Source organism: Halorubrum rutilum, assembly GCF_042665015.1.
In the GTDB taxonomy this organism is placed as follows: domain Archaea; phylum Halobacteriota; class Halobacteria; order Halobacteriales; family Haloferacaceae; genus Halorubrum; species Halorubrum rutilum.
This window is the reverse complement of record NZ_JBHTBL010000001.1, coordinates 474,575-490,158: the sequence shown is the minus strand read 5'-3', so window position 1 is coordinate 490,158 and position 15,584 is coordinate 474,575. Positions and strand designations below refer to the sequence as shown.

The following is a 15,584-nucleotide window of genomic DNA, read 5'->3' as shown; positions in this document are numbered from 1 at the left end:
GCTAAAACCGCGCCTTGTCCCACCGCAGGTCGTCGTACGTCGCCTGCTGGTCGCTGTCGAAGCGCTCCTCGAACTTCCGGCGGAGCGCGGCCTTCTCCGTCGCGTCGATCCGGGCCAGCTCGTCGGCCTTCGCGACGGCCTCCGGGGGCCCGCGGGTCGTCGCCACCTCGGCGAGGACCTGCCTGGTGAGCCGGTCGCGGGTGTCGGGGTCGCGGGTGAACGCGTACGGCGCCTCCAGCTTGTAGGTCACGTCGGTCCGCGGGTCGTACACGACGGTGAACGTGGGCTCGTAGAGCTCGGGGTCGAGCTCGCGCTCGATCCCGAGCGCGTCGCCGTCGGCCGCCATCGTCGCGTCGGCGCCCCCGCGGCTGTGGAACCACGTGGTGAACGTGATCGCGTCGTCGAGGCGGTCGCCCCGACGGCCGGCGTCGCCCCGACCGAACCCCTCGTCGGCCGGTCGGTCGGGGTCCGCCCGGCGCTCAAGGAGCCGCGTGAACAGCGCGGTGTCGTCGGGCCACGGCGGCTCGACGCCCGCCCGCGCCAGCGCCCGGACGATCGCGCCGCCGGAGGGGTTCTTCACGAAGCCGGTGAGCGGCACGTCGCGCTCGACGAACCGCTCGACGAGCCGGACGTACTTCTCCACCACGGCGCGGGGCTTCGCCTCGCGGGCGAGCGCGCCGAGCTCGGGGTTGCGGTCGTCCCACGTGAACAGCTCCTTCGGGTAGATCGGGCCGTCGAGGACGAGCAGGTCGTCGACCTCGTCGGCGTGGTCGAGCGCGTGGGTCCCCTCGGCGAGGTAGAGCGCGAGCGCGTGGACGACCCCCTCGGCGTACCGGTTCACCCGCGGCGCGTGGAGCACGCGCTGGCGGGTGTGGCCCTCGTCGCGCTCGGTCCAGTCGCCGTCGAAGTCGGCGGTGGAGTCGCCGGCGTGGACGGTCGCGACGATCGTGCGGTCGCGGTGGAGGTCCAGGTCCGTCGGCTCGCTCGCCATCGCGGCGTGGGCCACGTCGACGACGAGCCCGTTCTTGAACGTGGTCGGGTTGATCGTGCCGGAGTCGAGCCCGTGGACCGTCTCGAACGGGCGCTCGGCGAGGGCGGCGTCGTCGATCGGGGCCAGCCGGCGCTCGTGGTCGCCGACGGGCTCGATCACGACGCGGCCGTCGCGGCGGAGCTCGGGGAGCCAGTCGCGCCACGCCCGCTCCGCGAGGTCGTCGTGGTCGGTCGTGTCCACGTCGCCCGCGATCCCGTACGCGAGCCGCGCGATGTTCTCGACGTGGATCGGATCGAGCGTCACGGCCGTACTGCGGCCCGGTCGGTCTTAAACCCGTTCGCCCGAGGGGAGCCCGAGTCGGCGGGGCGGGCTCCGGAGGCGCCGCGGTCGGATCCGCCGACCGCGGTTCGGCCGCCTCTCGCCCGGAGAGCGGCTCTATCAGTATCAGACGAGATATTCGGGGGAGAACCTTCTTTGCCGGAATCCGTGCACGTGGAGCCATGGCAGAGTCAGGGCTCACGTCGGAGACGACGGCCGGCCGACCGGAGGGGATCGGGGAGAAGCTGCGCGAGGTCGTCCGGCACATCCCGGACGGCACGTCGATGCCGGAGGAGATGTGGAGCGGCCGTCACCGGAACATCCTCCTCTCGATCGTGGCGCAGGTGCCGTTCCTGGTCGCGTTAGGGCTGTACAGCGGGACCGAGCCGTTCACCGGCGCGCAGATCCCCGCGGCCCCGATGTGGATGCTCGGCGGCTTCGTCGCCGTCATCCTCGGCACCGCCGCCCTGGCGACCGTGTCGCGGCTCGGCCGCCGCCAGCGGACGGTGCTCACGGCGTTCAGCCTCATGACCGTCTCGATGGCGCTGGTGAAGCTGTCCGGCGGCTACATCGAGGCGCACTTCAGCTTCTTCGTCTTCGTCGCGGTGCTCGCGCTGTACGAGGACTGGCTCCCGTTCGCCGTGGGCGTCGGGTACGTCGCGGTCGGCCACGGGGCGTTCAGCCTGATCGACGCGAGCCTCGTCTACAACCACGCGGCGGCGATCGAGAACCCGATCGTCTGGGGCGGCATCCACGCCTTCTTCGTCCTCGGGCTCGTCGGCGCGCTGATCGTCAACTGGTACTCGATCGAGAAGTCGCGCGAGGAGGCGCAGCGCCAGCTCGACCTCGTCGCCGAGCAGAAGGCGGAGATCCAGGACGTCGAGGAGGCGAAGGCCGAGGTCGAGAAGCGCCGCGAGGAGGTCGAGTGGCTGAACCAGCACCTGGAGACGAAGGCCGACGACTACAGCGCGACGATGGACCGCGCGGCCGACGGCGACCTCACGGTCCGGCTCGACGCCGACAGCGAGAGCGAGGCGATGGCGCAGATCGGCGCCGCGTTCAACGAGATGATGGACGACATCGAGGCGACGATGCGGGACGTCCAGTCGTTCGCGGGCGAGGTGTCCGCGGCCAGCGAGAAGACGGTCGAGGGCGTCGACACCGCGGAGGCGCGCAGCGAGGACGTGAGCCGATCGGTGGCGGAGATCGCCGAGGGCGCCGACGAGCAGCGCGAGATGCTCGAACAGGTCTCCGGCGAGATGAACAACCTCTCGGCGACGATCGAGGAGGTCGCCTCCTCGACGGAGACCGTCGCGGACGCGGCCCAGGAGACGGCGTCGATCGCCGACGAGGGCCAGGACACCGCGGGCGAAGCGATAGACAGCGTGCGGGAGTCCCGCGACTCGATCGGCGAGACGGCGGAGAAGGTCAGGGTCCTCGACGAGCGGATGGAGGACATCGGCGAGATCGTCGACCTCATCGGCGACATCGCCGAGCAGACGAACCTGCTCGCGCTGAACGCCAACATCGAGGCCGCCCGGGCCGGCGGGGGCGGCGGCGGGAGCGACGGGTTCGCGGTCGTCGCCGACGAGGTGAAACAGCTCGCCGAGGAGACCCAGGAGGCGGCCCAGGAGATCGAGGAGCTCATCGCCGGCACGCAGGCGCAGACGCAGGCGACCGTCGAGGAGGTCCGGACCGCCGAGGAACATATGGAGGAGGGCGCCGAGGCCGTCAGGGACGCCGCCGACGCGTTCGCCGAGGTGGCCGACAACGCGAGCGAGACCGACGACGGGATCCGCGAGATCAGCAAGGCGACCGACGACCAGGCCGCCAGCACGGAGGAGACAGTGTCGATGGTCGAGGAGGTGGCGGGGATCAGCAAGTCGACCGCTGACGAGGCGGACGAGGTCAGCGAGGCGGCCGACGAGCAGCTCGCCGCGATGTCCCAGGCGACCGACGAGGCCGGCTCGCTCGCCGACCAAGCCGAGCGGCTCCGGGCGCTGCTCCGCAAGTTCGAGGTCGGCGAGGAGTCGCCGGACGACCCGTCGGCGCCGGGCGCGCGCAACGTCGCGATGGGCGACGGCGGGCGGTCGGACTGAGGCGTCGGCCGCGGCGGTTCGCGGTCGTTGCTTATCCCTTCCGAACCGCGTCGACGACGGCTTCGAACGCCGGGAGCGCGCGCTTCACCTCCGCGCCGTCCTCGACGAAGACCAGCGTCCGCGGCGGTCGGACCGCCTTCGGCCTGACGCGGAGCCCCGCCTCGTCGGCCGCGTCGGCGGCGGCTTTCGGGAGATCGGCCTCGGTGTCCCCACCGTCGTCACCGACGAACTCGATCCGGGCGCGGTCGGGCTGGACGTAGACCTCGGCGACGAGGGGAGCGTCGGGCGCGTCGACGCCCGCGTCCGTCCCCTCGCCACCGCGAACGATCCGGTACGCGAGCGCGCCGTCGAGCGTCGGCTCGGCGTCGGGGTCGGCGTCGGCGAGCGCGAGGTCGCGCAGCCGCCCCTCGTTCCCGGATATCTCGGAGGCGAGGAGCTGTCCGATCCGGACGCCGTCGGTCAGTCGGTCCTCGACCATCAGGCGTCACCCGCGGCGTTCGCCGCGTCGCCGACGTCGGCGTCCTCCGCCTCACCGCCCGCGGCCGCGAGCCCCTCGCGCACGTCGGCCGCGAGGTGGTCGACCGCGGCGCCGTGCTCCGTCGCGACGAGGACCGCGGCCGCCTCGATGGTGACGGCGAGCGCGCGCTGCCGCTCGTTGATCGCGGCGACGGCGCGCTGCTTCTCGACGCCGGCCGCGACGATGGCGTCGAGGGCGGTCTCGAAGGTAGACTGCTCGCGCAGGATCGACTCGTCGGGGGTGAACCCCTCGGGGACGACCACGTCGTCGGGGTCGAACCGCGCGACGAGGTCGCCGTCCTCCTCGGCCACCAGCCCGCGGCCGACGGCGACGTCGACCAGCCGCTTCGCCTGGTCGGGCGAGAACCAGTCGCGGTCGAGCGACAGCGCGACGACGAACTCGCCCTCGCCCAGCCGCTCCTTCGCGCGGTGTTTGAACGGGACGGCGACGGCGACCTCCAGGCTCATGTGCGATCGGCGGGGCGTCGACGGCGGTAAACCTACCGGACCGCGCGAGGCGCGGAACGGGGAACGGAGGGGAGAACGAGGACGACCGCGCTCAGTCGTCGGTCGCGGGCGCCGTCGCCGCGGCGTCGCCGTCGGCGGGGTCGACCCCCGCGTCGGTCGGCGTCGCGTGCAGGTCGTAGCCCGTCGCGGCCATGGCGAACAGCACGAGCGGCGAGAGGAACGCGAACAGGTAGTACGGCGCGTACTCCAGCGTCGGCACGCCGGTGACCCCGGCCATGTAGACGGCGCCCGCGTGCCACGGGAACAGCGCGCCGGTCGGCGTCCCGGCGGCCTCGACGGCCCGGGAGAGCTGGTCGGTGTCCATCCCGAACTCCTCGTACGTGTTCCGGAGCGTGACGCTCGGCAGCACGATGCTCATGTACTGCTGGGCGGTGAGCGCGTTGATGGCGATCGCCGAGACCCCGGTCCCGGCGACGAGCGCGCCCGGGCTCTTCACGGAGGAGGTGAACGCGTGGGCGATCACGGCCAGCACGCCGGTCCGCTCCAAGATGCCGCCGAGCGAGAGCGCCGCGACGACGACCGTGATCGTCCACGCGGAGCCGGTGAGCCCGCCGGTCGCGAGCAGCTCGTTCACCAGCTCGGAGCCGGACTCGGGCGCGGTCCCGTACATGAACGTGTCCCACGCGGCGACGAAGCCGGACCCCTGCACGAGGACCGTCGTGAGCACGCCGGCGAAGACGCCGGCGACGAGCGTCGGGAGGGGCGCGTACCCGCGCAGCGCCAGCCCGAAGGTGACGGCGAGCGGGACGAACGCGAGCAGCGTGATCGCGTAGGTCCCGGCGAGCGCGCCCTGGATCTCGGCGATTCGGCCCGCGGGGATGGCGCCGCTGGCGCGGAGCCCGAGCGCGAGGAAGCCGAGCACCGCGAGCCCGAACGCGAGGAGCGTGCCGGTCCGCATCCGCCGGATGTGCGCGTAGAGGTCGGTGTTCGCCACCCCGGCGGCGAGGTTCGTCGTGTCCGAGAGCGGCGACTGCTTGTCGCCGGCGTACGCGCCCGAGAGGACCGCGCCGACCGTCATCGGGTCCGGGACGCCGAGCCCCGCGCCGATGCCGACGAAGGCGACGCCGAGCGTCCCGACGGTGGTCCACGAGGAGCCGATCGCGAACGCGACGACCGCGGCGACGACCGCGGCGGCCGGGAGGAACGTCGCGGGCGTGAGCGTCTCCAGCCCGAAGTACATGAGCCCCGGGATCGTGCCGGCGCTCACCCACGTGGCGATGAGCCCGTAGATGGTGAAGATGATCAGCAGCGCCTGGAGCCCCATCACGAGGCCGTTGGCGATGCCGTCGAACAGGTCGTCCCAGTCGTAGCCGAGCCGGAGGCCGAAGGCGCCGACGAAGGCGATGCTCCAGAGGAGCGGCGCGTGCGGGTCGAGGTCGAGGACGGCCGAGCCGATACCGAGGAACGCCACGACCGCGAGGACCGGGACCAGCGCCGCCGCCGGGCTCGGGCGGCGGTCCGGGTCGAGGTCCTCGTACGTCGTTGGCGTGAACGAGCGTGCCATGAGCGCGTGTATTCCCTTGAAGCATAAATATAGATCGGAATATGCACGACAAAGATAACGATCGTTCATCGGCGTCGCCGAGCGATCCCCGATTCCCCGCCGCGTCCGACGTGCGGCGCCGTGTCGCGCCGGTCCGCGAACGGACGGTCTTATACGCGTCGGTGGGCTAGGGCCGCCAACATGATATTCGAGGGCCTCCCGACGACCCCCCGCTCGGAGGAGCTCGTCGACAAGGCGTTCTCGCGGGCGGCCCGCGCGGGACGCGCGAAGCGCGGCCACGAGGCGCAGGAGTCGATGCTGCGGACCGCGGGCAACGTGCTCTCGGACAACCTGGAGAACGTCGTCGTCTCGTGGCCGGACTTCGGCTTCGACGTCGACCCGTTCTACTACGAGCTCGCCGACGCCATCGTCGACGTCGACCGCCTCCGGCAGGCGCTCTCGCAGGTGATGTGGGCCAGCCGCCAGATCGAGGACCTCCGCGACGAGTACACGACGAAGATCCGGAGCTCCGACGTCGACGCCGCGCGCAAACACCGGAAGCAGGCGTTCGCGCGCATGGCCGACGTGATGGACCAGATCGAGGACGACCTGCGGTACATCGGCGACTCGCGCGACCAGCTGAAGGTGCTCCCAGACATCCGGCCCGACGAGCCCGCCATCGTCATCGCCGGCTACCCCAACGTCGGGAAGTCGTCGTTCGTCAACCGGGTCACCCGCGCCTCCAACGAGATCGCGGAGTACCCGTTCACGACCCGCGGCGTCCAGATCGGCCACTTCGAGCGGGACCACGTCCGGTACCAGATCGTCGACACGCCCGGCCTCCTCGACCGCCCCGAAGACGAGCGCAACGACATCGAGCGACAGGCGGTCAGCGCCCTCGAACACCTCGCGGACGTCGTCGTCTTCGTGCTCGACCCCTCCGGCGACTGCGGCTATCCCCTCGACGTCCAGCTGGAGCTGCGCGAGGAGGTCCGCGAGCTGTTCGGCGACGCGGTCCCGTTCCTCACCGTGGCGAACAAACACGACCGGTTCGAGGCGGTGCAGGCCGAGTCCGTCGACGCGACGATGAGCGTCACCGAGGACGAGAACGTCGAGGCCGTCCTCGACATGGCCGTCGAGGCGGCCGCGTTCGAGCCCGACCTCCCGACCCGCGACGGCCGCGAGTAACCGACCGGCCGTCGCGCCCCGGAAAGGATGGTTTCAAGCGGGCGCTCGCCGAACCGACGCCCATGTACGACGGTCTGAAGGGATTCCGCGACTTCTACCCCGGCGAGCAGTCCGCCCGCCGCGAGGTGACCGACGCGATCGAGGACGCGGCGAGCCGGCACGGCTTCCGCGAGATCGCCACCCCCGCCTTGGAGCGGACGGAGATGTACGTCGACAAGTCCGGCGAGGAGATCGTCGAGGAGCTGTACGCCTTCGAGGACAGGGGCGGCCGCGGCGTCTCGCTCACGCCGGAGCTCACGCCGACCGTCGCCCGGATGGTCGTCGCGAAGGGCCAGGAGCTCTCGAAGCCGATCAAGTGGGTGTCCACCCGACCGTTCTGGCGCTACGAGCAGGTCCAGCAGGGCCGGTTCCGCGAGTTCTACCAGACGAACGTCGACGTGTTCGGCTCGTCGGCGCCCGAGGCCGACGCCGAGGTGCTGGCGGTCGCCGCCGACGCCCTGACCGACCTCGGGCTCACCGGCGACGACTTCGAGTTCCGCGTCTCGCACCGCGACATCCTCGGCGGCCTCGTCCGGGCGCTCGCCGCCGACCCCGACGCGGTCGACACCGCCGCGGCGATCCGCGCGGTCGACAAGCGCGCCAAGGTCGACGACGGCGAGTACCTCGGGCTCCTCTCGGACGCCGGGCTCGACCGCGCGACCGCCCGCGACTTCGACGACCTCATCGCTGGCGTCGACGCCCCGGAGGACCTCGACGCGGTCGCCGCGGCCGGCGGCGAGGACGTCGAGGCCGCGGTCGAGAACCTGCGGAACGTGCTCGCCGCGGCCGACGACTTCGGCGCGGGCGAGTTCTGCGAGGTGTCGCTGACCACCGCCCGCGGGCTCGACTACTACACCGGCGTCGTCTTCGAGTGCTTCGACTCCACCGGCGAGGTGTCCCGCTCCGTCTTCGGCGGCGGGCGCTACGACGACCTCATCGAGAGCTTCGGCGGCCAGCCGACCCCCGCGGTCGGGGTCGCGCCCGGCCACGCCACCCTCAAGCTCCTCTGTCAGCGCGCCGGCGTCTGGCCCGACGAGGCGCTCTCGACCGACTACTACGTGCTCTCGGTCGGCGACACGCGGCGCGAGGCGGCCGCGCTCGCGAGCGACCTCCGCGCGCTCGGCGACGACGTGGTCGTCGAGCAGGACGTGTCCGACCGCTCGTTCGGCGCGCAGCTCGGCTACGCCGACTCGATCAACGCCGAGACGGTCGTGGTCGTCGGCGAGCGCGACCTCGAAAACGGCGAGTACACGGTGAAGGACATGGCGAGCGGCGACGAGACGACCGTCCCGGTCGAGGAGTTCCCGCCGGACGAGGGGCTGCCGACGTACGAGGACTACGCGTAGCGAAGCGGCGCGCGGTCGAACGCGGGGCGGCGACGCGCTCGGACCCCCCGGGGCGGCGACGCGATCCCTGAACGCTTTTGAGTCGCGCGGCGGGACGGTGGGAACGATGATCCCGCTCGCGACCGCCATGCCGCCGACGGAGGTCGTCCTCCGCGTGGCGGCGGGCGTCCTCCTCATCCTGATCAACGCGTACTTCGTGGCGATCGAGTTCGGCCTGACGCGCCTGCGTCAGTACCCCGAATCGGAGATGGACACCCCCGGACTGCGCCGCGCCTGGGGGATGACCGACGACCTGGAGTTCTACCTGACGACCTGTCAGGTGTGGATCTCCGGGACCTCAATCGCGCTCGGTATCGTCGCCGAGCCGGGGCTCGCGGCGCTGTTCGCCCCGCTGTTCGAGAACACGGCGCTCGCGTCCGCCGGCGCCGGCTCGCTGCTCGGCTTCTTCCTCATCAACATGGTCCACCTCACGCACGGCGAGCAGACGCCGACGTACCTCGGCGTCGAGCGCTCGAAGCAGGTCGCCAACTACGGGTCCCGGCCGCTGTACTGGTTCGCGTGGCTCATCTCGCCGCTGATCAAGGTCGGCGACTGGGTCGCGAAGGCCACCCTGGGGCTGTTCGGCGTCGAGATGACCGGCTCGTGGACCGAGGCCGAAAGCGAGGTGTTGGAGACGCGCGCGGAGCTCCGGAACCGGCTCGGCTCGATGATGGAGGACGTAGAGCTCCCCGAGGAGCGCCGGGAGGAGGTCCTCAGCGCGCTCGACGTCGACAGGGTCACGGTCGCGGACGTGATGACGCCTCCCGGCGACGTCGTCTCGCTGACGACCGACGCGTCCGTCGAGGAGAACCTCGACCGGATCCGCGACACGCCCCACACCCGCTTCCCGCTCGTCGGCGACGACCCGACCGACTTCGAGGGGATCGTGTACGCCCCCTCGATCGTGAGCCGGTTCGACGAGCTCCGCGCGGGCGACGTGACCTTCGCGGACATCGCGGCGCCGCCGATGACGGTCGCGGCGGACGCGAGCGTCAGCGACGCCTACGACCGGTTCCAGGCCGAGTCACAGGAGCTCGCCATGGTCGTCGAGGACGGCGAGATCGTCGGGCTGCTCACCGCGACCGACGCCATGGAGGCGGTGATGGGACAGCTGGAAGACCCGCTGGACGCCGACGAACTGTAACAGATGCGGCGGCGCGCGCCTCCGAGCGGCCGCCCCCGGCGGCCGCGAAGGAGCGCGTGCGAGGGAGTTAGTCGCCGGAGCGAAGCGGAGGCGACTAACGAGGCTGGGGAGGCGTGAGGTGCGGTCGCTGTGCGGTCGGGATGGGACTCAAAGGGGCAGCCGCGAGGGCGACGGCGCGCGACGCAAGCACTGAGGGAGCGAACGGAGTGAGCGACCGAAGCGCGCAGCGAGCGCACCGAGCCCTCGCGGCTGGGGCTTTGGCGGTGTTCACTGACGAGGCGTACGGCCAAGCGGCTGAGGCTTTGGCGGTGTTCACTGACGAGGCGTACGGCCGAGCGGCTGGGGCTTTGGCGGTGTTCTGAGCCGTTCCGGCAGAGACTATTCCTAAACAAGCGGCCGAACGCTCGGATCCCTACTCCACGCCGGCGTTCACCTCTTATACGCCTCGCGCAGAAACACCAGCGCCCCGCCCAGCATCGCGAGGTTCCCGAAGAAGGCGAGCCGCTCGCCGCTCTTATCGTCCTCGTCGGCGTTCCAAAAGTCGTGCATCGTCGCGGTCACGACGGTGAGGAACGTCACGGCCGCGCCGGTCGTGATTCGAGGCGCCCGCCACAGCGCGATCCCGATCCCGGAGACCAGCATCATCCCGGAGGCGAACGGGGCCGCGAGGTCGGGGGCGGGGACGCCCGCCGACTCCGCGTACTCGATCGTCTCGTCCATCTCGCGGAAGTCCTCGGAGGCCTGCGCCGCGAGGCCGACGCCGAGCAGGACGCGCCCGAGGCGCGAGGGGGCGCCGCGGTCGCTCGTCGTCGTCTCGTCGTCGGTGTCATCGGCTGTCATGCCTATCGGTACGGTGGCGCGCCACATAAATCGCCGTGCGGAATCGGCGCGCGATCGCGTCGAAAAAACCGACCGATTACCCCCAGTTCCACCGGGTGTGGAGCCGGCGGACGGAGAGGTCGAGCCAGAAGCCGATGAAGCCGATCACCAGCATGATGGCGGGGATCTCCGCGTAGGAGAACCGGTCGCGGGCGTCGAGGATGAGGTAGCCCAGCCCGGTGTTGACGCCGAGCATCTCCGCGGGGACGAGGATGATCCAGAGGATGCCGATCGACAGGCGGATCCCCGTGAGCATGTCCGGGATCACCGCGGGGACGACGACCCGGCGGAGCAGCGCGCGCGTGTCGCCGCCGAGCGACTCGCCGACCGTGAGCCAGTCGTCGTCGATGGTCGCGATCCCGTGGGCCGTGTTCAACACGATCGGCCAGAGGCCGGCCATGAACATCACGAACACCGCCGACCGGGTGCCCACGCCGAAGACGATGATGGCGATGGGGAACCACGCCAGCGGCGAGATCATCCGCATGAACTGGAAGAGGACGGTCGTCGCGCGCTCGGCGGCCTTGAAGTACCCGACGACGATCCCGACCGGGAGCCCGACCGTCAGGCAGAGCCCGAGCGCGACCGCGAACCGGTAGACGCTGACGAACACGTGGTCGTAGAACGCGGGCGAGACCGCGAGCTCGGCGAGGACGGCGAACGTCGCCGCCGGTGCGAAGTTGGTGATGATGCCGCTCCCGAACGCCGTCACCGCCCACCAGACGGCGAGGCCGCCGAGGAGCCCGACCGCCGGCAGCAGGCGGCCGGCGTCCCCGACCAGCTCAGAACCGTATCGTCTCCTGTCTCTCGTAGCCATCGTCCTCGGGAACGTCGAACGCCGGCGGGCCGCCGGCCGCTTCCAGGGCTGTGCGAACGGGGTCGTAGGCGACGAGGTCGTCGGCGACCTCGGCGGGCTCCAAGTCGTCGAGGAAGGCGTCTTCGCCCTCCACGCGGGTCTCGCGCATGCGGCGCACCAGCTCCTCCGTGTAGGAGGGGTACGGGTACGGGTAGAAGCCGATCCGGTCGACGTCCCACTCCTGGTTCTGGATCGCGCCCGACTCCAGGTACGGCTCGTGCTCGTCGTAGTGGGTGAGCGCGCGGTCGATCGGCTCCGGTCCCTGCGGGAGCAGGCCGCTCCCCTCCGAGGAGAGCAGCCGCGCCGCCTCGGACCGGTTCCCGCGGAGGTACTGCTGGGCGTCGACGAGCCCGCTCATCACGTCGGTCGTCCACTCCGGCTGCGACTCCACCAGCTCCTCGCGCATCACGACGACGCAGCAGGCGTGCTGGCGCCAGACGTCGCCGGTGAATCGCAGGATCTTCCCGCCGGCGTCGAGCTCGCCGATCGCGTTGAACGGCTCGGCGACGATGTACCCCTCGATGGAGCCGTTCTCCAGCGCCGCGGGCATGTCCGGCGGGGGCGTCACGACGAGGTTGACCTCGTCGTCGGCCACCTCGTCGGCCGAGGAGTCCGTCCGGGGCGTGAGCCCGGCCTCGCGGAGGCCGAGCTGGAGGATGACGTTGTGGATCGAGTACCAGAACGGGACGGCGACGGTGCCGCCGCCGAGGTCCGCCCACTCGTCGATCTCCTGCTGGACCGTCAGCGCCGAGCCGTCCGTGTGGTCCCACGCGACGACCCGCACGTTCGCGTCCAGCTCGTCGCCGTAGCGCATCCACACCGTCATCGGCATCAGGAAGTGGGCGACGTTGACCGCGCCGGAGAGGAACGCCTCCGCGAGGTCCGACCAGCCGCGGAACAGGGTCGGCTCCGCGGCGTCGACGCCGTGGTCGGCGAAGTGGTCGTTGGCGTACCCCGTCAGCAGGGGCGCCGAGTCCGTGATCGGGAGGTAGCCGATCTCCGCGGTCGGCGGGCCGTCCCCGCCGCCGCCACCGCCGAGACAGCCGGCCGCGGAGCCGACGCCGGCCGCGGCGAGCGACGCCAGGCCGGACTCCTTCATGAATTCGCGCCGAGAGAGCCCGTCCGTGCGGGCGGTCTCGGAGGGGTTCCGCCAGCCGGCGCCGCCGACGAGCTCGCGCGCGCTCTCGGCGACGTCGGGGTCGACGTCGTCGTGGTCCGTGTGATCGTGGTGCGTCATTCGAGTCCCACCGCCTCCAGGCGTTCGAAGACCGCCGCCCGTTCGGAGAGGAACGCCTCGTCGTCTCGCGAACGCGTGTCGGTGTCGATCGGCTCGACGTGTTCGATGCCCGCGGGGACCGGTCCCATGACCGCGACGCGGTCGCCGAGGTACACCGCCTCGTCGATGTCGTGCGTGACGAACACGGCGGTGACGCCGAGCTCGTCGACGATCCGCAACAGCTCGTCCTGCAGCTCCATCTTCGTCAGCTGGTCGAGCGCCGAGAACGGCTCGTCGAGGAGCAGCACCTCGGGCTCGTTCGCGAGCGTCCGGGCGAGCGACGCGCGCTGCGCCATCCCGCCCGAGAGGTCCGCGGTGTCGGCCTCCGCGACGCCGTCGAGCCCGACCAGTTCGAGCAGCTCGTCGACGTGGTCGGGGTCGGGCTCCTCGCCCCGGAGCCGCGGGCCGACCTCGACGTTCTCGCGCACCGAGAGCCACGGGTAGAGGAGGGGGTCCTGGAAGACGACGCCCCACCGGTAGTCGGGCCCTGTCACCGCCTCGCCGTCGATCTCGACGCGGCCGTCGGTCGGGTCTTCGAGTCCCGCGAGCAGGTGGAGCAGGGTCGTCTTCCCGCAGCCGGACGGCCCGAGGAGACAGCAGACCTCGCCGGGGTCGACGGACAGGTCGAGCCCGTCGAAGACGAGGGTCTCGTCGTACCGCTTCGTGAGGTCGCTGGCGGCGATCGGCGCCGCGTCGTCGGCGCGGCGGTCCGCGTTGCCGGCGTCGGCGCCGACCGCTGACGCGGCGTCGGACCGGGCGTCCGGCTCGTCGCCGCCGTCGTCGGTCGCCACGCGGGACTCGAGCGACATCGGTCAGTCCGCCGTCGCCTCGGGCTCGTCCTCCTCGGACTCGGCCTCGTCGTCCGGGAGCACGCCCTCGTTCTCGACCTCCTCCGCGGTCCCGATGTCGGCGTCGTCCGGGACGAACCCCTTGTCGCGCATCCAGTCCGTGGTCGCGCCGATCCGGTCCTCGTCGGGGGCGCGCACGGGGAGGAACTCGCGGAGCTCGAACTCCTCGCGCAGCCGGTCGAAGTTCACGTCGTCGAAGGCCGCCTTGTCGGCCGCCTCGTCCTCCAGCAGCGCGACGTAGCGGTCGGTGTAGCCGTCGAGGTCGTCGTTGATGTCGGCGACCGCGCGGTTCAGCGCCGCGAGGAACCCCTCCAGCTTCTCCGGCTCGGGCTGCTCGCGCGTCGTGATGGCGGCGCGGCACGGCCCGTCGAAGACCTCCTTCAGCTCCTCGTCGTAGCGGCCGAGCGTGACGAACGGCTCCAGCACCGCGATGGAGTCGACCTCGCCGTCCTTCACGGCCTCGAAGCGGTCCTCGGCCTCGCCGACGTGCTCCAAGACGATCTCGTCCTCGTCGAACCCCTCGTTCTCCAGCATCTCCCGCATCGAGTAGAACGAGGTCGCGTACTTGTTGATCCCGACGCTGCGGCCGCGCAGGTCGTCGATCGTCTCGGCGTCGTCGTCGGCGTCGACGAAGACGACGCGGTCCCACTCGCTGTAGGAGCCGACGATGTCGCGGTCGGTCTCGGAGACCTCCTGGACCGCGTTCCACTCGCAGACGCCGTGGGTGCCGCCGTCCTCGTCCATGTCGTCCCACCAGTCGGCGTCGAAGGCGTTCTCGCCCTCGAACTCCTGGGTCCCGGGCGCGAAGTACGAGAGGTCGGCGTCGACGCCCTCGTCCTCGAAGTACCCCTTCTCCTCCGCGACGTCCTGCACGAGTCTCCACGTGAAGTATTCGTGGGAGACATTGAGATCTGACATCGAATGCTCCTTAGTTTTATTGTAAGGTATAGCCCCGGAAACCGACAAGGATGAGCGGTGCAACCGCCTTCGCGCAAATATTGCGGCGGCCGAACGTATTCGGTCGTCGTCCCGACGGAACAACGGCCGCAGATCGGCGTGAACGCCTCGTTACCGGTCGATTTTCGATGTGTCGTGTGAACTCTTCGCACCGCTATAACGAGCAATATTTGTGCCTTTCTCCGTCGCAGCGGGGGAACGAGCGTCTCAGCCCCGCTGGATGCGGTCCAGCAGGGTCGCCGTCGCGTCGGGGCCGAACGCCATCGGCCGCCGCCACCACGGCCCCTTCCCCGAGTCGCTGGAGAGCGCGGTGACGAGGCGGTTCGCCTCCGCGCCCGCGTCCGGCGTGCTGAGGGGGACGACGCGGTCGAAGGGTCCGGACGCCGCCGGGTCGCCGGCGACGACGACCCGCGCGTCGAACGGGTCGCGCTTCAGGTGGGCGTTCGTCGGCGCGAGCGCGGCCGCCGCGTCGCGGTCGACGGCGCGGGGGTCGCCCTCGTCGCCGGCCGATCCGCCGCCGGACGCGCCGTCGTCCGATCCGTCGCCGGTCCCGGAGCGGTCGCCGTCGCCGACCGCGAGCACCCGTTCGACGCGGATCCCCGCGAAGAGGTACGCGCCCCAGTCGGGCGCGAGGCCGTCGTCGCGGTCGAGCGCGTCCACCTCCGTCGACCGCTCTCTCGGCCCCGCCCAGTCGTACGGGCGCAGCGACAGCGTCGCGTAGAAGAGGAGCCAGTCGCCGGGTTCGAGGCCGGCGATCCGCCCCGCCTTCACGCCGTGAGGGTCGCCGTAGGTCGCGCGCTCGCGGCCGTGGACGCCCGGGAGCTCCGGGTCGAGGTGGACCGGGGTCGCGCGCAGGTCGGCGGGCACCGCGAAGGGGAGGTCGAGGTCGCCGTACGTCGGGAGCGGCTCGTCGACCGGGAACCGATCGCGCGGGAGCGTCGCCGCCGACTCGGGGATGGGCACGTACGCGAACGAACCGTCGGGGTAGACGGGGCCGCGGAAGCCGGGCGCGTTCGTGTTGGCGGCGACGTTGACGGCGACGGCGCGGGGGTCGGCCATCGGAAAAAGGGCTCCGGA

General features: G+C 71.4%; 14 protein-coding genes. 4 read left to right on the top strand and 10 right to left on the bottom strand.

What is annotated here, in order from left to right; all coding sequences use genetic code 11:
* Window position 1 precedes the first annotated feature (1 nt).
* Complete coding sequence (locus ACFQMF_RS02660) at window positions 2–1,294, bottom strand: DNA double-strand break repair nuclease NurA (RefSeq protein ID WP_256407564.1); 1,293 nt, start codon at window positions 1,292–1,294, stop codon at window positions 2–4.
* 299 nt (window positions 1,295–1,593) lie between these two features.
* Between ACFQMF_RS02660 and ACFQMF_RS02655 the strand changes: the two genes are divergently transcribed.
* Window positions 1,594–3,408, top strand: a complete 1,815-nt coding sequence (locus tag ACFQMF_RS02655) for a methyl-accepting chemotaxis protein (RefSeq protein ID WP_379791525.1) — start codon at window positions 1,594–1,596, stop codon at window positions 3,406–3,408.
* 31 nt (window positions 3,409–3,439) lie between these two features.
* Here ACFQMF_RS02655 and ACFQMF_RS02650 read toward each other — a convergent pair whose 3' ends face one another.
* The 3 genes from ACFQMF_RS02650 to arcD all read right to left on the bottom strand — a co-directional run bounded on the left by ACFQMF_RS02650 (window position 3,440) and on the right by arcD (window position 5,956).
* Window positions 3,440–3,886, bottom strand: coding sequence for a hypothetical protein (locus tag ACFQMF_RS02650; RefSeq protein ID WP_256407562.1), 447 nt, complete (start codon window positions 3,884–3,886; stop codon window positions 3,440–3,442).
* Entirely contained in the window at window positions 3,886–4,392 is a 507-nt protein-coding gene (locus ACFQMF_RS02645) for a DUF2240 family protein (RefSeq protein ID WP_256407561.1), read from the bottom strand. Before ACFQMF_RS02645 ends, ACFQMF_RS02650 begins: the two co-directional genes overlap by 1 nt.
* Before the next feature lie 91 nt (window positions 4,393–4,483).
* Window positions 4,484–5,956, bottom strand: coding sequence for an arginine/ornithine antiporter ArcD (gene arcD / locus ACFQMF_RS02640; protein WP_256407560.1), 1,473 nt, complete (start codon window positions 5,954–5,956; stop codon window positions 4,484–4,486).
* A 180-nt stretch (window positions 5,957–6,136) separates the two neighbouring features.
* Here arcD and ACFQMF_RS02635 point away from each other — a divergent pair, with 180 nt between their 5' ends.
* The 3 genes from ACFQMF_RS02635 to ACFQMF_RS02625 all read left to right on the top strand — a co-directional run bounded on the left by ACFQMF_RS02635 (window position 6,137) and on the right by ACFQMF_RS02625 (window position 9,691).
* The gene (locus ACFQMF_RS02635) at window positions 6,137–7,123 is read left to right on the top strand and encodes an NOG1 family protein (RefSeq protein WP_256407559.1); all 987 of its coding nucleotides are present in this window, start codon (window positions 6,137–6,139) and stop codon (window positions 7,121–7,123) included.
* Window positions 7,124–7,185: 62 nt separating this feature from the next.
* A complete protein-coding gene (gene hisS, locus ACFQMF_RS02630; protein ID WP_256407558.1) occupies window positions 7,186–8,508 on the top strand; it encodes a histidine--tRNA ligase in 1,323 nt (440 codons plus the stop codon).
* A 106-nt stretch (window positions 8,509–8,614) separates the two neighbouring features.
* The gene (locus tag ACFQMF_RS02625) at window positions 8,615–9,691 is read left to right on the top strand and encodes a CNNM domain-containing protein (RefSeq protein WP_256407557.1); all 1,077 of its coding nucleotides are present in this window, start codon (window positions 8,615–8,617) and stop codon (window positions 9,689–9,691) included.
* A 429-nt stretch (window positions 9,692–10,120) separates the two neighbouring features.
* Here ACFQMF_RS02625 and ACFQMF_RS02620 read toward each other — a convergent pair whose 3' ends face one another.
* The 6 genes from ACFQMF_RS02620 to ACFQMF_RS02595 form a co-directional block, all read right to left on the bottom strand.
* The gene (locus ACFQMF_RS02620; protein ID WP_256407556.1) at window positions 10,121–10,531 is read right to left on the bottom strand and encodes a DoxX family membrane protein; all 411 of its coding nucleotides are present in this window, start codon (window positions 10,529–10,531) and stop codon (window positions 10,121–10,123) included.
* 76 nt (window positions 10,532–10,607) lie between these two features.
* Complete coding sequence (locus ACFQMF_RS02615; RefSeq protein WP_256407555.1) at window positions 10,608–11,387, bottom strand: ABC transporter permease; 780 nt, start codon at window positions 11,385–11,387, stop codon at window positions 10,608–10,610.
* The gene (locus tag ACFQMF_RS02610; RefSeq protein WP_256407554.1) at window positions 11,353–12,663 is read right to left on the bottom strand and encodes an ABC transporter substrate-binding protein; all 1,311 of its coding nucleotides are present in this window, start codon (window positions 12,661–12,663) and stop codon (window positions 11,353–11,355) included. The genes ACFQMF_RS02615 and ACFQMF_RS02610 overlap by 35 nt, the downstream gene beginning before the upstream one ends.
* On the bottom strand, window positions 12,660–13,511 hold the full coding sequence (locus tag ACFQMF_RS02605) for an ABC transporter ATP-binding protein (RefSeq protein ID WP_256407553.1): 852 nt from the start codon (window positions 13,509–13,511) through the stop codon (window positions 12,660–12,662). The genes ACFQMF_RS02610 and ACFQMF_RS02605 overlap by 4 nt, the downstream gene beginning before the upstream one ends.
* A 3-nt stretch (window positions 13,512–13,514) precedes the next feature.
* Complete coding sequence (locus ACFQMF_RS02600; protein ID WP_256407552.1) at window positions 13,515–14,468, bottom strand: ABC transporter substrate-binding protein; 954 nt, start codon at window positions 14,466–14,468, stop codon at window positions 13,515–13,517.
* A 246-nt stretch (window positions 14,469–14,714) separates the two neighbouring features.
* On the bottom strand, window positions 14,715–15,566 hold the full coding sequence (locus ACFQMF_RS02595; protein WP_256407551.1) for an Nmad3 family putative nucleotide modification protein: 852 nt from the start codon (window positions 15,564–15,566) through the stop codon (window positions 14,715–14,717).
* Between the last annotated feature and the right edge of the window lie 18 nt (window positions 15,567–15,584).

Excerpts from the sequence above, each read along its gene's own strand:
- ACFQMF_RS02635 (WP_256407559.1), top strand. The coding sequence starts at position 6,137 with ATGATATTCGAGGGCCTCCCGACGACCCCCCGCTCGGAGGAGCTCGTC.
- ACFQMF_RS02625 (WP_256407557.1), top strand. The coding sequence starts at position 8,615 with ATGATCCCGCTCGCGACCGCCATGCCGCCGACGGAGGTCGTCCTCCGC.
- ACFQMF_RS02650 (WP_256407562.1), bottom strand. The coding sequence starts at position 3,886 with ATGGTCGAGGACCGACTGACCGACGGCGTCCGGATCGGACAGCTCCTC.
- ACFQMF_RS02600 (WP_256407552.1), bottom strand. The coding sequence starts at position 14,468 with ATGTCAGATCTCAATGTCTCCCACGAATACTTCACGTGGAGACTCGTG.
- ACFQMF_RS02655 (WP_379791525.1), top strand. The coding sequence starts at position 1,594 with ATGCCGGAGGAGATGTGGAGCGGCCGTCACCGGAACATCCTCCTCTCG.
- ACFQMF_RS02645 (WP_256407561.1), bottom strand. The coding sequence starts at position 4,392 with ATGAGCCTGGAGGTCGCCGTCGCCGTCCCGTTCAAACACCGCGCGAAG.
- arcD (WP_256407560.1), bottom strand. The coding sequence starts at position 5,956 with ATGGCACGCTCGTTCACGCCAACGACGTACGAGGACCTCGACCCGGAC.
- ACFQMF_RS02605 (WP_256407553.1), bottom strand. The coding sequence starts at position 13,511 with ATGTCGCTCGAGTCCCGCGTGGCGACCGACGACGGCGGCGACGAGCCG.
- hisS (WP_256407558.1), top strand. The coding sequence starts at position 7,186 with ATGTACGACGGTCTGAAGGGATTCCGCGACTTCTACCCCGGCGAGCAG.
- ACFQMF_RS02615 (WP_256407555.1), bottom strand. The coding sequence starts at position 11,387 with ATGGCTACGAGAGACAGGAGACGATACGGTTCTGAGCTGGTCGGGGAC.
- ACFQMF_RS02620 (WP_256407556.1), bottom strand. The coding sequence starts at position 10,531 with ATGACAGCCGATGACACCGACGACGAGACGACGACGAGCGACCGCGGC.
- ACFQMF_RS02595 (WP_256407551.1), bottom strand. The coding sequence starts at position 15,566 with ATGGCCGACCCCCGCGCCGTCGCCGTCAACGTCGCCGCCAACACGAAC.
- ACFQMF_RS02610 (WP_256407554.1), bottom strand. The coding sequence starts at position 12,663 with ATGACGCACCACGATCACACGGACCACGACGACGTCGACCCCGACGTC.